The 15,106-nt window shown below is 56.7% G+C and carries 15 protein-coding genes, 1 rRNA gene and 1 other RNA gene; all 17 read right to left on the reverse strand.

Annotation, left to right across the window (positions count from 1 at the left end; translation table 11 throughout):
• Window positions 1-123, reverse strand: a 16S ribosomal RNA gene (locus KJS47_RS17410); the annotation flags it as partial.
• 256 nt (window positions 124-379) lie between these two features.
• Complete coding sequence (locus tag KJS47_RS17415; protein WP_213526356.1) at window positions 380-646, reverse strand: pro-sigmaK processing inhibitor BofA family protein; 267 nt, start codon at window positions 644-646, stop codon at window positions 380-382.
• Window positions 643-912: a DUF2508 family protein gene (locus tag KJS47_RS17420; RefSeq protein WP_213526357.1), complete on the reverse strand. Its 270-nt coding sequence runs from the start codon at window positions 910-912 to the stop codon at window positions 643-645. The genes KJS47_RS17415 and KJS47_RS17420 overlap by 4 nt, the downstream gene beginning before the upstream one ends.
• Window positions 913-1,092: 180 nt before the next feature.
• Window positions 1,093-1,692, reverse strand: coding sequence for a recombination mediator RecR (recR, locus tag KJS47_RS17425; protein ID WP_213526358.1), 600 nt, complete (start codon window positions 1,690-1,692; stop codon window positions 1,093-1,095).
• Window positions 1,693-1,722: 30 nt separating this feature from the next.
• A complete protein-coding gene (locus KJS47_RS17430; RefSeq protein WP_213526359.1) occupies window positions 1,723-2,034 on the reverse strand; it encodes a YbaB/EbfC family nucleoid-associated protein in 312 nt (103 codons plus the stop codon).
• A 13-nt stretch (window positions 2,035-2,047) separates the two neighbouring features.
• Entirely contained in the window at window positions 2,048-3,838 is a 1,791-nt protein-coding gene (dnaX, locus tag KJS47_RS17435; RefSeq protein WP_213526360.1) for a DNA polymerase III subunit gamma/tau, read from the reverse strand.
• Between the two features lie 160 nt (window positions 3,839-3,998).
• On the reverse strand, window positions 3,999-5,117 hold the full coding sequence (locus tag KJS47_RS17440; RefSeq protein ID WP_306433037.1) for an ATP-binding protein: 1,119 nt from the start codon (window positions 5,115-5,117) through the stop codon (window positions 3,999-4,001).
• Between the two features lie 552 nt (window positions 5,118-5,669).
• Window positions 5,670-5,936: signal recognition particle sRNA large type (gene ffs / locus KJS47_RS17445), an RNA gene on the reverse strand.
• A 66-nt stretch (window positions 5,937-6,002) separates the two neighbouring features.
• Window positions 6,003-6,443, reverse strand: a complete 441-nt coding sequence (locus KJS47_RS17450) for a hypothetical protein (protein WP_213526361.1) — start codon at window positions 6,441-6,443, stop codon at window positions 6,003-6,005.
• Between the two features lie 79 nt (window positions 6,444-6,522).
• Entirely contained in the window at window positions 6,523-6,720 is a 198-nt protein-coding gene (rpmE, locus tag KJS47_RS17455) for a 50S ribosomal protein L31 (protein WP_213526362.1), read from the reverse strand.
• Between the two features lie 96 nt (window positions 6,721-6,816).
• Window positions 6,817-8,097 (reverse strand): radical SAM family protein, encoded by a 1,281-nt coding sequence (locus tag KJS47_RS17460; protein WP_213526363.1) that lies wholly within the window; start codon window positions 8,095-8,097, stop codon window positions 6,817-6,819.
• Between the two features lie 40 nt (window positions 8,098-8,137).
• A complete protein-coding gene (gene rho / locus KJS47_RS17465) occupies window positions 8,138-9,415 on the reverse strand; it encodes a transcription termination factor Rho (RefSeq protein ID WP_213526364.1) in 1,278 nt (425 codons plus the stop codon).
• A gap of 100 nt (window positions 9,416-9,515) precedes the next feature.
• Window positions 9,516-10,769, reverse strand: coding sequence for a UDP-N-acetylglucosamine 1-carboxyvinyltransferase (locus KJS47_RS17470; protein WP_213526365.1), 1,254 nt, complete (start codon window positions 10,767-10,769; stop codon window positions 9,516-9,518).
• A 255-nt stretch (window positions 10,770-11,024) separates the two neighbouring features.
• Entirely contained in the window at window positions 11,025-11,879 is an 855-nt protein-coding gene (gene fba / locus KJS47_RS17475; protein ID WP_213526366.1) for a class II fructose-1,6-bisphosphate aldolase, read from the reverse strand.
• A gap of 261 nt (window positions 11,880-12,140) precedes the next feature.
• Complete coding sequence (locus KJS47_RS17480) at window positions 12,141-12,539, reverse strand: response regulator (protein WP_213526367.1); 399 nt, start codon at window positions 12,537-12,539, stop codon at window positions 12,141-12,143.
• A 120-nt stretch (window positions 12,540-12,659) separates the two neighbouring features.
• Entirely contained in the window at window positions 12,660-14,267 is a 1,608-nt protein-coding gene (locus KJS47_RS17485) for a CTP synthase (RefSeq protein ID WP_213526368.1), read from the reverse strand.
• Window positions 14,268-14,514: 247 nt separating this feature from the next.
• Window positions 14,515-15,057 (reverse strand): DNA-directed RNA polymerase subunit delta, encoded by a 543-nt coding sequence (gene rpoE, locus KJS47_RS17490; RefSeq protein WP_213526369.1) that lies wholly within the window; start codon window positions 15,055-15,057, stop codon window positions 14,515-14,517.
• Between the last annotated feature and the right edge of the window lie 49 nt (window positions 15,058-15,106).

Consider the following 15,106-nt stretch of genomic DNA (forward strand, 5'->3'; position numbering starts at 1 on the left):
GTGTTACTCACCCGTCCGCCGCTAAGCATCAGAGAAGCAAGCTTCTCATCAACTCCGCTCGACTTGCATGTATTAGGCACGCCGCCAGCGTTCGTCCTGAGCCAGGATCAAACTCTCCATAAAAGTGCCCCAAGACCCAAAGATCTTGAAACGTTTTAAAGAAAGAGCGATTCGCTCATTTGTTCAAACAGTTGCAATGGGTTCGAAAACCGCACTGCGCTGGCTTAAATTACTCACTCGTTGTTCAGTTTTCAAAGGGCATGTTGCTTGAGGACTTTCGTCCCCGCCGCGCTTCGTTATCCCCGAAGGCGACTTTAATAATATAGCATAGCAACCTAGTAAGAGTCAACACATATTTTCGAAGTTTTTCTTTTCGAGCTCAGCTGACCAAGAAAAGCTTAACGGCAGCAAGCATCCCGTACCCCGGAATCCCCAGCAGGGCAAGCACCGTCATCGTCACGGCGTTGATCGGAATGCGGAAGCCGTAATAGGCTCCCGCCCAGTTGCCCACGTACAGGAGAACCGCAGCGCCGATCAAGTGAAGACCGGCGGAGGTCAGCCACGCTCCCGCTCTCCGGTTGCGCAGCACAACCAACATAAGCAGGGAACAAGACAGCAAAAAGACGGCCCAGCCCAGCACCTTCATCTCTGCACCTCCCGGCGGGCGAACAAGTCTTCTTCCGTCCATTCCACCTTGCCCGCGAGCTTCAGCAGCATCACATATTTACGCTCGGCGGCCACCATTTCATAGATTGCGCAGTCCACCTCTTCGGCATGGACCGCCCATTCTAGCGCCTCCTGCGCGGCCTTCCACTTCTGATGAGCCTTCTCCACCTCCAGTAGCATACCAAACTTGTCTTGCCGGAGCGCAGCCGTCTCCTTTCGCTTTCGCAACCAGGCCATTCCGTTCACCAGGCGTTCCCCCTCTCGTCCTCATCCCTAATACTTATGGGAGAACACCCGCCGTTTAGAACATTGCCTGCCCCTTCGTCCTTGCGCCGCTCTGTTTGATCCCCGAAGCCCCCGCTCCATCAAAAAAAGGAGCCCGCAGGCTCCTCGCATAATGCAACAGCTATTCCAATCAGGCCAATGCTACGATAATTCTCTTCGTCCTTCCAGCGCCTTGGTCAAGGTCACCTCATCCGCATATTCAAGATCTCCGCCGACCGGCAGGCCGTGGGCAATCCGGGTCACCTTAAGCCCGAACGGTTTGACCAGCCGGGACAAATACATCGCGGTGGCTTCCCCCTCGATATTGGGATTAGTCGCCAGAATCAGCTCTTGCACCCGTTCGTCGCTCAGCCGCTTCAGCAGCTCGGCGATGTAGATCTCGTCGGGCCCAATGCCTTCCATGGGAGAAATGGCGCCGTGCAGCACATGATAATACCCATTGAACTCTTTGGTTCGTTCGATGGCTACGAGGTCCTTGGCTTCCTGGACGACACAAATGCAGGACGCGTCGCGCGTCTTGTCCTGGCAAATCCGGCAAGGGTCAACATCGGTGATGTTGCAGCAGACCGAGCAGTAGTGCAGATTTCGTTTGACATTGACCAAAGCTTTGGCGAAGTCGACGACCTCGTCCTCCTTCATCCGGAGGATTTGGAAGGCGAGGCGCCCCGCCGTCTTCGGGCCGATGCCCGGCAGTTTGGAGAAGGAATCGATCAGTTTGGCCAACGGTTCCGGATAATACAAGGCATTGGCTCCTTTATTGGTGGGTAGGCATTAGAACATGCCCGGGATCTTGAGCCCCGACGTGAAACGGCCCATATCCTTGTTGGCAAGCTCCTCCGCTTGATTCAACGCTTCGTTCACCGCTGCCAGGACGAGGTCCTGCAGCATTTCGACATCATCCGGGTCAACGGCTTCCGGCTTGATGGTGACGCCGAGGATTTTCTTTTGGCCGTTGGCCGTTACGGTAACCACGCCGCCCCCCGCAGTGCCCTCGACCGTCTTGGTGGCGAGCTCTTCCTGTGCCTTGAGCATTTGCTCCTGCATTTTCTTTACTTGTTTCATCATCTGATTCATATTGTTCATGGGCTCTTCTCCTTTAATCTTCTTTTATCTTTACCAGGTCTTCGCCAAACATCTGGATGGCTTCGTTAATCCATGGCTCCTTGTGCCCGTCAGACGGGCCTTCCTGCTCGAGGCTCATCTCCTCGGCAGGCTCCGGCTCCTCGGTCAGGGCGTCCTTCCATTCCTTCTGCATCACGGCAAGGAAGTTAGCCGGACTGCCGAGCACCTGCCCCATCACCTGCTCGATCAGCTGCCGGTTGGCCGGCCTCTCGGTCGTCTCCCGGTGCATGGCACTCTTGAAGGCCAGCAGGAGCGTGTCGCCGTCTACGGCAACCGGCTCCCCGTCTACGAGCCAGGCATGCACGGTGATCTTCTGTTCCTTCACTTGGCCCAGCACCTGGCTCCACTTGGCCACTGTCTGCTTGAACGCGTCGGAATCCTTGTTCTGGACGAATCCGTCCAGCTTGACAGTCCGCTTCGCCCTCGCCGGCTGCTTCTTGGGGCCGAACGAGGATGCCGCAGCATGGGAAGGAGCGTTCCCCCCAGCTGCCCCTCCCGCGGCTCCCTGAGGCAGACTGCCGAGGCGGGCAAGCGTCTTCTCCAGCTGTTCGACACGCTCCCGCAGCGCGGCAAGTTCCCCAGCGGCGGCAGGCTGTCCCGCTCCGCGGCCGGAGCCGGATTGCGTGGCTCCCGCGCTATCCTGCGGTGAACGGGAAGGCGGAGCCGGCTCCACGCCGGCGGACGGTGCGCACAGTTTCATGACCGCGATCTCGAACAAAAATTGCGGCTGGGCGGAGAACTTCATCTCATTATGATAATGATTGAGCACCTCGATCATCCGGAACAGGTCTACCCGCTCGAACAGATCGGCCGTCTCCTGGTACCGGACCGGATCGAGCACGCGCTCCTCGGCTGCCTGAGAGCCCGGCATCATCTTCAAGAGAAGCAAATCCCGGAAGTAATGCATCAGGTTCTCCACGCATTTGTCCGGGCTCTTGCCTTCCTGCATCATCGCCTCGACAACTGCCAGCACGCCTGCAATCTCCTGCTCATGGATGAGCCGGGCCAGCTTGGCGAACTGGTCGGAAGCGATGCCGCCCGTCATGGTGATGACCGCTTCGTAGGTCACCTTGCCATCCGAATATGCCATGGTCTGATCGAGAAGGCTGACGGCGTCGCGCATGCCGCCCTGGGACAGCCGGCCGATCAGCCGGATCGCCTCCGGCTCGGCCTCCACCTGCTCCTTCTCGCAAATCTCCTCAAGCCGGGCGGCCTGCTCGTCGAGCGGCACCCGCCGGAAGTCGAAACGCTGGCAGCGCGAGATGATGGTGGCCGGCAGCTTGTGCGGCTCGGTCGTCGCCAAAATGAACATGACATGCCCAGGCGGCTCCTCAAGCGTCTTCAGCAGCGCATTGAACGCCTCCGTCGTCAGCATATGGACCTCGTCGATGATGTAGACCTTGCGGCGCACCTCAGTCGGCGCGAATTTCACCTTGTCACGGATCTCGCGGATCTCCTCCACGCCCCGGTTCGATGCGGCGTCGATCTCCATGACGTCCATGACGGTACCCTCGGTGATGCGGCGACAGGCGTCGCATTCGTTGCAGGGCTCCTCGGCCGGCCCGCGCTCGCAGTTGACGGCCTTGGCCAGAATCTTGGCCGCGGTTGTCTTGCCGGTTCCCCGGGGGCCGCAGAACAGATAGGCATGACTCAGCCGATCTTCCCGAAGCGAGTTCTGAAGAGTGCGTACGATATGCTGTTGTCCGACGACGTCCCCGAAGCTCTGGGGACGCCACAGCCGGTATAGCGCTATATGTTGTGTCATGGGTCCCTCTCTTATCTTTCCCAAAAGCAATGGATGGTTCCATTATACTATACAAGCGGTCTGCATTGAAGCACCGGCGGCAACCGCCTATCCTCGCGGAGCGATGATCCTCAAAACCGGGCGTCTTCTAATAAAAAAACAGCCCTTTCGCGAGGACTGCTTACGGAAACGGGATCATAACGGAAAAGGTCGTGCCGAAGCCTTTGGACGAAACGCGGATGGTCCCACCGATATCGTGAATAATCCGCTGGCAAACGGACAGCCCGAGTCCCGTCCCGTTCTCCTTGGTGGTATAAAACGGATCAAAGATCTTGTCGATCACGAAGTTCGGGATGCCCGGACCCGTATCATGGATCTCTATGCAAACCTTGCGCTCCTCCAGCAGAACATGCTCGGTAATCTTGAGCAAGCCGCCCTCTCCCATCGCTTCGATGCCGTTCTTGCAAATATTGAGGAAGACCTGTTTGAGCAGCTCCCCGTCCGCGACGACTTCGGGCATTTCGGCTACCCCGTCGTAGATGACATTGATGCCGTACAGAAGGGCTTCATTGTGGATGATGGGCAGAATCTCTCTCATAACCGATTGCAGGCTTACCCGCTCCATCGTGGCGTGCTTCGGCTTGCTGAGCAGCAGAAATTCGCTGCACAGCTCGTTGATCCGATTAATTTCGGTCAGCATGATGTCCGTGTAATCCTGCTCCTTGCTCATGCCCCGTTCGATGAACGTATTCTTCAGCACCTGCATGAAGCCTTTGATCGAGGTGAGCGGATTACGGATCTCATGGGCGGTTCCCGCGGCGATCTGGCCGATCATGGCCAGCCGGTCGCTCCGCTGTACCTGCTCTTCGAGTGAGCGCAGATTGGAGACATCCTTGAAAATGACATAGGCGCCCACCGTTTCCCCTTGTTCGTCCTTCAACAGATTGGAGTCAAGGAGCAGCTCGTAGCGCTCCTGGTTGTTCGTCCAGGAGACCGCGTGGTTGCGAACGACCATCCCATTCAGGATGGAGGGCTGAATAAGCTGATGCTGGCTTGGCACGTGACGGAACACTTCCTCCATCGGCCGCCCGACGCTCTTCTCCTTGTCGAGTCCGAGCACCCGGCAAGCCATCTCGCTGATGTCGATCAGACGGAATTCCGTGTCGATCAAAATAACTCCCAGGGTGATGTCTTTTAAGAAGGTTCCTGCGAACTTCTGAAGAAGCGTTAGCTTCTCCACCGGCCGGACGTCAAAGAGATACAAAAGCGTGCCTCCCCCTTCCTCCCCATCAAAGCGCATGGTCGAAAAGCGGCTCGAAAGGGAACGCCCGTCCGCAGCTTGCAGCGTAAGGGTAGGAAGTGGTCCTTTGCACTCCTTCGACTGCCGGCAACGGACATCCAGCTGTTCTCCCGTCTCCTCGAGGCCTATGACGCGCACGGAGCGGCCGACCAGCTCGGCTGCCCGGTAACCCAACTCGTTCAGCAGGGTGGCGCTGCAGTTTCCGACAGTGTTATCGGCATGGATTAACAATAGTCCTCCGGTCTGACAAGACGTTATGTAATGATTCATCTCTTCCACCGACAACCGATAGCTGCGATTTTGCGAAGCGAACAACTGCTTCCCCCCTTTGAGTATATGTCTGCTAGAGAAGGCAGCGGTCGCCGGGTTCTGACAAAGTCGCTGCTGGTATGCTGCGCTTTCTGGACATTATGGCACGGGATGCCGTCGCAAATTACAAGTATTAACATTCGAGCATGGTTCATAAAATCCTTCCAAAGACACAAAAAAACACTTCTCCTCGAGCATGCTCGACAGAAAAGTGTCATTCATTGTCTGTATGAAAAGTAAGAACCGTGCACCTATTATCGATCGTGCGATCCAAGCGGAACACCCGCCGTTAGCTCGAGTCGGGCTACCCTCCGGCACATGAAACATCCTGCTTACGGCTGCTTCCTTCCGGACCTGACCGGGTTCACAAGCTTCCATTGCGGAGGACCCGACTGTCAACACTACGTACGTGCGTCCAGACCTTACATCGACAAGACCTCTAATAGGAATTCAACCCCGCTGTAGCGGATTGCGGGTTACAGGGCACCGCTACCTCCCCATCTAGCACGGCATCCATAAGTATAACGAAAATGCAGTCAAAGTGCAACCGATGGAAGAAACTTACCGAGGTCCGGATTAGCGGGCCCGGAAATCCGAACGAAAATGGTAGCGGGGCACCATCCGATAAGCGGCTTCGGATGCCTCTGCTTCCCGCTTGGCGATCTCCTGCTCGCTCGTGCCGGACGGAAGCGTCCCGCGTATCACGGCATTCGGTCCGTGGAAAGCCACGTGCACGTCGCTGAGTCCCTTGATGTTCCGGAGCGATTCCCGAATCATCGTCAGATCGGCACGGTAATTATGATACGTCGGACTGGTAGGGAAGTTCGGATTCGCTCCGGTCGTTCCCAGCATGCCGTCCCTGCCATAATAATTCGCACGGGTTCCGCCTCCCGCTCCGCCAAAGGATTGGGTCTTCGTTTCTCCTCCGGCTCCGCGTGTCCCGGCGGGCGTGCAGCCCGGCGTGGCGGCAAGCAGTCCCGCGATCAAGAGAAGGGCAACCGTCTGCGGCGTCTTCAAAATAAAACACCTCCCTATGCCATTAGCATGGCTTAGGGAGGCTCGGTTATGCCGCTCAATTATAGGAAGCGGCTTGGTATTAGATGCCGTATTTTTTCTTGAACTTGTCCACGCGGCCGCCGGCGTCGATGAACTTCTGCTTGCCAGTGAAGAACGGATGGCAGGCGGAGCAAATCTCCACACGAAGGTTATTCTTAATGGAACCGGATTGGAAGGTGTTCCCGCATGCGCAAGTAACAGTTACTTCGTTATAGTTCGGATGAATTCCTTGTTTCACAACTTTCACCTCTTTCCGCCCTGGCTCTATTCGTCGAACCAGAGTTAAATGGACACATGAATGCATTATATACCTTAGCGAGGCGATGCGCAAGTCTTATTCCCCTGCAGCCGCTTCGCGCCGTCTCTTCTCCGCCAGCCCGGCCGGCGTGTGCGTATAGGAGCCGATTGCGACGTCCGGGAGCTCCTCCTGAAGGATCTCGATCATTTGCTTCATCCCCAGAATCTCGCCCTGCGGCTTGGGTATCAGCTGCAGATAGGCTTCGGGATCGATGTTCAGGTTCCGCATCTGGATCAGCTTAAGACCGGTACGGCGGACAAACCCGATCATCGCTTCGATTTCTTCCTCGCGGTCGGTTACGCCTGGGAAGATCAAGTAGTTGATCGAAGTAAGAACGCCGTGGTCGGTCGCATAGCGGAGCGACTTTTCCACATTGGCCAACGTATAGCCGCGCGGCTTGTAGTAGGCATTGTAATGCTCGTCGAGCGCGCTGATCGTACTGACCCGCATCAGATCGAGGCCAGCATCCACAATGCCTCGAATATGGTCGGTCAAGCCGGCGTTGGTGTTGATGTTGATGAAGCCGGTCTGGGTGCGGCTACGCACCTCCTTGATCGCGGGGATGATGAGCGACGCCTGCGTGGATGGCTCTCCTTCGCAGCCCTGGCCGAAGCTGATGATGCTCTCCGGCGTCTTCAGATGCTCAAGCATAATCTCCACAAGCTCCTCCACCTTGGGTCGGAAGTTCATCCGGGTCTGCGGAGCGACGAAGCCGCTGTCGTCCGGCTGCTCGGATATACACCCGTAGCAGCCTGCATTGCACGAATAGGAGACGGGAACGGCTCCCTCCCACCGATTGAGGAACGTATTGGAGGCGGTCAGGCACTCATATTCGAGTGCACATTTGGACAAGTGCTGATACAGCCGGTTCTCCGGGAATGCTTCCAGCCGCCGCTGGACTTGAAGCTCAAGCTCCTGCGGATCACAGTTGACCGGATTCCAGACGTAAGGATCGTCGCTTTGGCGGGCGGCGACATAGAAGCCGTCTTCCTTCCAGACGACTGCCGTATAGCCGAATAGCGGCAGCACCGCGTTTTTATCGCTTTTGATATAGCCTGGCAGCAGCAGTCGAGTAAAGCCTTGGGGCAATAAGGCCCCGACAGCCGAATACTCGCTGCCCAGCAGCTTCATCTCACCCGAGTCGGGATCGAGATAGGCCGCTTTGGTGCCGGGCAAACTGACAAGGGTCGCTCCTTCCGGAAGCGGGATCAGCTCGTCTTCTAGAATCTCGACGACCATATCCCCGCTTCGGCCGAGCCCTGCCCATTCCGGGTGATCGTAAACATTGCCGTTTGTATCTGCATAAACCAGATTCATGGTCTTTCCCCTTTTGCTAGACTAACGCCGCCAGCGTCGATCAAGAAGCCGAGTTCTTGACCCGCTTGGTGGCCGGCTTCGTCTCAAGCGTCTCCAGAAATTCCTGGTTGGTCTTCGAGTCAGCCAGTTTTTTCAGGAACGCATCGACGAATTCGTGCGACTCCTGCATATTTTTGCGCAGCGCCCATACCTTTTCGAGCTCTTCTTTGGTCAGGAGCATCTCTTCGCGGCGCGTTCCCGAACGGCGAATGTCGATCGCCGGGAAGATGCGGCGCTCCGCCAGCTTCCGGTCAAGATGAAGCTCCAGGTTGCCTGTGCCTTTGAATTCCTCATAAATGACGTCATCCATCCGCGACCCTGTCTCGACGAGCGCGGTCGCCAGGATGGTGAGGCTGCCGCCCTCTTCAATATTCCGCGCCGCGCCGAAGAATCGCTTCGGCCGGTGGAAGGCACCTGGGTCGATTCCGCCCGACAGCGTCCGCCCGGACGGCGGGATGACCAGGTTGTACGCTCTTGCCAAACGCGTGATGCTGTCCAGCAGGATAACAACGTCCTTCTTATGCTCTACGAGCCGCTGCGCCCGCTCCAAAACGAGCTCCGCCACCTTGATATGGTTCTCCGGCAGCTCATCGAACGTGGACGCGACCACTTCTCCCTTGACGGACCGCTGCATGTCGGTCACTTCCTCCGGTCTCTCGTCGATCAGCAGCACGAACAGCTCGATATCGGGATGATTCGTGGAGATGCTGTTGGCGATTTCCTTGAGAAGGAGCGTTTTCCCCGCCTTCGGGGGAGCGACGATCAGTCCGCGCTGGCCGAGGCCGACTGGGCTGAGAATGTCCATGATACGGGTGGATAGGGAAGTTGGAGTTGTTTCCAAAACGAGCTTGGTTTGCGGATAGAGAGGAGTAAGCGCCGGGAAGTGAAGGCGTTCGGCTGCGGTCTCCGGCTTTTCACCGTTGACGGCTTCCACCTGAAGCAGGCCGAAGTACCGCTCGTTCTCTTTGGGAGGACGGCATTTGCCCGATACCAGGTCGCCCGAACGCAGATCGAACTTGCGGATTTGGGAGGCGGAGATGTAGATGTCTTCGGAGCTCGGCAAGTAGTTGATCGGCCTAAGGAACCCGAAGCCTTCCTGCAAAATCTCCAAGACGCCTTCCATAAACATGAGGCCGCCCTTTTCCGCTTGGGCTCTCAGAATGGCGAAGATCAATTCCTTCTTTTTCATCTGACCGTAATAGGGAATCTGATGAAGCTTGGCCATCTTGTATAATTCCGTTAATTTCAGCTCTTCCAATTGTGCGAGCTGCATATCCATCAATTGACCACCACACTATTAATATTTCAAAAACAGATGCTAGTATAACCACAATCTCCCGGGAGGATTCCTCATCAGCTCCCGGGACTGCTTGTTCCCGCTAGCCCTGGCGCCAAATCTCCGCGCCCAGCATGGACAGATTGCTCACCAGGTTGTCGTAACCGCGGTCGATGAATTCGACGCCGGACACTTCGGTCACTCCGCCGCCGACGGTCAGACCGGCGATCACAAGAGCGGCGCCGGCACGTAGGTCGGTAGCCGTCACCTTGGCCGCCGACAGCGGAGTTCCGCCCTGAATGACAGCGGAACGGCCCTCCAGCCGGATATTCGCGCCCATGCGGATAAGCTCCGGGACATACTTGAAGCGATTGCTGTATACGTAATCGGTGAGAATGCTGACGCCGTTCGCCTGGGTCAGCAGGCTCGCCATCGGAGATTGAATGTCGGTCGCGAAGCCGGGATAGACAAGCGCCTTGACGTCGACTGGCTCATAGTCGGGACGGCCGACGACGCGAATCGCTTCGTCCATCTCGGTAATCTGCACGCCCATCTCCAGCAGCTTGGCGGTGACCGCCTCCATATGCTTGGGGATGACGTTGTCGACGATGACATCTCCGCGCGTAGCCGCCGCAGCAATCATGTAGGTCCCTGCCTGGATCCGGTCGGGGATGATGCTGTGCCGGCAGCCATGGAGCGAGTCGACACCCTCAATACGAATCGTCTCGGTCCCCACGCCCTTGATTTGCGCGCCCATCGAGTTAAGCAGAGTTGCTACATCTATTATTTCAGGCTCTTTGGCCGCATTTTCGATAATTGTGACGCCTTTGGCTCTAGCGGCCGCCAGCATGATGTTAATGGTCGCGCCCACGCTGACCACGTCGAGGTAGATCTTGGCACCTGTCAGCCGGCTGGCCCGGATATGGATCGCGCCGCCTTCGTTGGTGACGCGTGCACCCAACGCTTCGAAGCCCTTAATATGCTGATCGATCGGACGCGGCTCGAAGTTGCAGCCCCCCGGCAGTCCGATAACGGCTTCGCCGAACCGTCCGAGCAAAGCGCCCATCAGGTAATAAGAGGCCCGGAGCTTTTTGACGTTACCGTTCGGCAGAGGGACGGATCGGAGAGAGGTCGGATCGACGGTCATTTGATCCGCCGTACGGGACACGACCGCTCCAAGCTCCGTCAGAAGCTCTGTGTATATCGCAACGTCGCTGAGGTCCGGCAGGTTGTCCAAGGTAACGGGTGTCTCCGCCAGGATGGCGGCTGGAACCAGAGCGACCGCACTGTTCTTGGCACCGCTGATTGTCACGGTCCCCTTAAGCGGCCGTCCGCCGGCAATCATCAATGTTTCCATTCCGAATATTGTCCTCCTACCTAATACCCTAAGCTATAATCTTGTTTGTTTGCTTGTTGCCTGTTACTTGATTCATAAGGAATTCCGCTCTCTCCGTCCCAAAGGCCCCGGAGACAACCAGTTCTCCCATCCTACCCCGACCGAGGATTCCGAGCCTTGCGACCCGCCCCCTCCAGGGCTCCAAAAAAAGCAGGAAGGGAATTGCGGCTTGCGCGCGCAGTTCCCTTGCCCCATAAAAAAGCGAACGGACGTCCGTTACGCCTGATTGCTGCTTCCGAACAGTTCGATTTTGGCTTTGACCACTTCCACCATTGCCTGGCGGGCAGGTGTCAAATATTTGCGGGGATCATACACCTTGGCATCCTTGTTCAGCACTTCGCGGATCGCGTTCGTGCAGGCGACCTGGTTCTCGGTGTTCACGTTGATCTTGCCTACGCCGGCCTGGATCGACTTGCGAATCGCCTCGTCCGGTACGCCCGAACCGCCATGCAGAACGATCGGCACCGGAACGGCATTGGCTACCTGCTGGATGATGTCGAAGTGGATGTTCGGCTCGCCCGCATACATCCCGTGAGCCGTGCCTACTGCGATAGCGAGGCAGTCGACGCCCGTCTCCTCGTAGAAGCGGATCGCCTCCTCCGGCTTCGCCAGATTCGCATTCTCCTCGTCCACGCTGATGTCGTCCTCTACGCCGCCGATCGTTCCGAGCTCGCCCTCGACGGAGACGCCCATCGCGTGAGCGGCCTTCACCACTTCCTTGGTCAGGCGGATGTTGTCTTCATAGGAATGATGGGAGCCGTCGAACATAACCGAGCTGAAGCCCGCACGGATACATTGCATAGCCACTTCGAAGCTGCTGCCGTGGTCGAGATGAAGTGCGATGGGAAGGCCGGATTTCTTCGCGGCGGCTTCGGCGATCGCGACCGTGTACTCGATTCCCATGTATTTGAGGGCGCCTTCGCTGACGCCGTAGATGAACGGCGAGTTCAATTCCATAGCGGCTTGCATAATCGCCTGGGCAAACTCGAGGTTGTTCATGTTAAATTGGCCTACGGCGTACTTGTTCGCTTTGGCCTTAGGCAGGAATTCATTCATCGAAACCAATGGCATAGCAAAAATCCTCCTCGTCAATCTGAAAGTAGACTCCGTGCTCGTCCAAGGACGCAGGTAACACGGAGCTATTATAGCATATCGATTATGGAAATGGTAACGAAGCGGGTGCTCTTCGGAGGCGGATGCGGCCATTTTTTTGGCGCCGTTGTTCGCAAACGTTTTCAAGAAGCAAGCGTTCGGGACGCCACAAAAAAGGACCCTCTCGGGTCCTATTTGGCGAATCTATTCACGGGATTGTATCCCGCGCGGCAAGGAAGATCAGCTTCCTACCGCATATCCATGGGAGGAAGAAGGGGCTGTGAACTGGGCGTTTACCGCAATTCGAAGCTCGTCGATGTCGAAAGGCTTGGTGAAATGCATAAGGGCGCCGAGGTCCGTCGCTTCCTTGATCATGTCAAGCTCTCCATAGGCTGTCATCATGATCACCTTGATAGCGGGATTGATCTGCTTGATGTGCTTCAGAATATCCAATCCGTCCATCCCCGGAATCTTCATATCGAGCAGCACTAGCTCCGGCGCTTCCTTCCGCACGATCTCCAGGGCGAGCTTGCCGTTCGAGGCTTGGAAGGTCTGGTAGCCTTCGCTATTAAACACCTCTACAAGCAAGACCCTTATGCCATTCTGGTCGTCTACGATCAACAACTTCCTCTTCTTCAAGAAAAATCCTCCTCCGTATGCCGAAGTTCTGTTAAAAGTAACATTCGACAAGCGAAGGAGGATTCCTTCCCTCTACCAGGAAAAAACCAAAAAATTTCCAAAAAGATGCAGATGTCCGGTTTACCGGTCGGAGTTCTGCGAGAAGGCGGCCTTCACGAATTCGCGGAACAGCGGCTGGCTGCGGTTCGGACGCGATGTAAATTCCGGATGGAACTGAACCGCGAGGAACCACGGATGGTCCTCCAGCTCGATCATCTCGACGAGCCGTCCATCCGGCGAGGTGCCGGTGATCTTCAGGCCGGCCGCTTCGATCTGCTCCCGGAACTGGTTGTTGAACTCGTACCGATGGCGATGGCGCTCATACACGAGATCTTCTCCGTAGCACTCATGGGCAAGCGAGCCCGGAGCGACCTTGCAGGGATACAGACCAAGGCGCATCGTGCCGCCCAGATCCTCGATATCCTTTTGCTCCGGCAGCAGGTCGATGACCGGATAAGGCGTAGCCGGGTTGATCTCGGAGCTGTTCGCGCCCTCGAGCCCAACGATGGAACGGGCGTATTCCACAACCGCCACCTGCATACCAAGGCAGATGCCGAAGAACGGAACCTTCTTCTCGCGCGCATACCGGATGGCCACGATCTTGCCCTCGATGCCGCGGTCGCCGAAGCCGCCCGGCACCAGGATGCCCTGTACGCCGCCCAGCAGCTCATCAACATTGTGGTCGTAGATCTCTTCCGCGTTTACCCAGCGGATCTTGATGTCGGTGTTGCTGTCGAAGCCGGCGTGCGAGAGCGCCTCGACAATGCTCAAATAAGCGTCATGCAGCGCAACGTACTTGCCGACGATTGCGATCTCGGTCGTATGCTTGAGGTCTCTGACCCGCTGCACAAGCCCTCTCCATTCCGTCATATCCGGCTCCGGGGTCGTCAGCTGCAGGTGGTTGACGACGATATCGTCGAGCCCCTGCTCAAGCAGCATGAGCGGAACTTCGTACAGTGTGTCGGCGTCCCGGCACTCGACGACGGCGTTCGCGTCGATGTCGCAGAACAGCGCGATCTTGCGCTTCAGGTCCTCGGCAAGCGCGTGCTCCGTCCTGCAGACGATCACATGCGGCTGGATGCCCAGGCTGCGGAGCTCTTTGACGCTGTGCTGGGTCGGCTTGGTCTTCACTTCGCCGGCCGCTTTAATATAAGGAATAAGCGTCACGTGAATGTACATGACGTTCTCGCGACCGATGTCGCTCTTGATCTGGCGGATCGCCTCAAGGAACGGCAGGCTCTCGATGTCTCCGACCGTCCCGCCGATCTCGGTGATGACGACGTCCGACTGGGCTTCGCGTCCGGCGCGGAATACCCGGTCCTTGATCTCGTTCGTAATATGCGGGATAACCTGCACCGTGCCGCCGAGGTACTCGCCTCTGCGCTCCTTCGCGATGACCGACGAGTACACCTTGCCTGTCGTCACATTGCTGTTCTTCGTCAGATTGATGTCGATGAACCGCTCATAATGCCCAAGGTCGAGGTCGGTTTCGGCTCCGTCGTCGGTTACGAACACTTCCCCGTGCTGGTAAGGACTCATCGTTCCCGGGTCAACGTTGATGTACGGGTCAAACTTCTGGATGGTGACCTTAAGTCCCCGGTTTTTCAACAAGCGTCCAAGGGAAGCGGCCGTAATTCCTTTGCCCAGGGAGGACACTACCCCACCCGTTACAAAAATATATTTTGTCACAATCTTTACCCTCCTGCGATGATCTTCCTTATAACCGGCGACCGAAAAACCTTCTAAGTAACGAACCGCATGTTCCTTAGTTTGAAGAAAGCAGGCGGATTCATGCCAAAAAAATAAAAGTGACACCCGTTCCGGGAACGGGGCACTTTGTTGGTTAAAAAATTATTCGTTTCCATACGTTTTTCTAGCCCATGCAATAGTTTACTTGGCGGAGGTAGGCTTGTCAAGTGAGAGGGAGAGCCTCTTCTTACCGTTCTTCCTCGTCTTCTAATTCCTCTTCTTCCTCGGCCTCTTCTCCCTCGGACTCTTCTTCCTCGCCTACTTCTTCGCTGTCTTCCTCGCCGTAGAACTCGTCTTCCTCCTCGGACTCGACTTCCTCGCGGTCCTCGTCGAAGGAGTCGAAGTCTTCGTCGTCGGCAGTAAAAGTTTCCTCTTCCTCGTGGTAGTCCTCATCGTCGAGATCGTCGTCGTCGTCGTTGATGATTCTCGGACGCTTGACGGCACCCATGCCTTCTTCCATCTTGTTGTCGACCGGGTACCAGCGCTTCAGTCCCCACAGATTGCTGCCGACGCAGGCAAAGCGGCCGTCCACGTTGATCTCGGTGTACAGATGGGCGATTACGTCCATTACTTCCTCTTCGGTGAAGCCCTTGATCTTGGCGATCTCCTGCATCAGGTCACGGTAGTAGAACGGCGTGTTCGCCGCCTTCAACACCAGGAAGGCGAGATCGACCATCGGCATTTCTTTGGCTTGTTCGACCGGTATACGAAGCTCGTATTGGCTGCTCATGCATGACACATCCCTTCGGGCTGATTAACGATTCCGCTTCGATTGCGCT

The organism is Paenibacillus sp. J31TS4, assembly GCF_018403265.1.
GTDB lineage: Bacteria > Bacillota > Bacilli > Paenibacillales > NBRC-103111 > J31TS4.

What these genes read in the sequence shown, in the direction of transcription:
- rpoE (WP_213526369.1), bottom strand. Translation starts at nt 15,057, where the DNA reads ATGAGCAGCCAATACGAGCTTCGTATACCGGTCGAACAAGCCAAAGAA.
- KJS47_RS17430 (WP_213526359.1), bottom strand. Translation starts at nt 2,034, where the DNA reads ATGAACAATATGAATCAGATGATGAAACAAGTAAAGAAAATGCAGGAG.
- dnaX (WP_213526360.1), bottom strand. Translation starts at nt 3,838, where the DNA reads ATGACACAACATATAGCGCTATACCGGCTGTGGCGTCCCCAGAGCTTC.
- KJS47_RS17440 (WP_306433037.1), bottom strand. Translation starts at nt 5,117, where the DNA reads ATGCGCTTTGATGGGGAGGAAGGGGGAGGCACGCTTTTGTATCTCTTT.
- fba (WP_213526366.1), bottom strand. Translation starts at nt 11,879, where the DNA reads ATGCCATTGGTTTCGATGAATGAATTCCTGCCTAAGGCCAAAGCGAAC.
- KJS47_RS17415 (WP_213526356.1), bottom strand. Translation starts at nt 646, where the DNA reads ATGAAGGTGCTGGGCTGGGCCGTCTTTTTGCTGTCTTGTTCCCTGCTT.
- KJS47_RS17470 (WP_213526365.1), bottom strand. Translation starts at nt 10,769, where the DNA reads ATGGAAACATTGATGATTGCCGGCGGACGGCCGCTTAAGGGGACCGTG.
- rho (WP_213526364.1), bottom strand. Translation starts at nt 9,415, where the DNA reads ATGGATATGCAGCTCGCACAATTGGAAGAGCTGAAATTAACGGAATTA.
- KJS47_RS17460 (WP_213526363.1), bottom strand. Translation starts at nt 8,097, where the DNA reads ATGAATCTGGTTTATGCAGATACAAACGGCAATGTTTACGATCACCCG.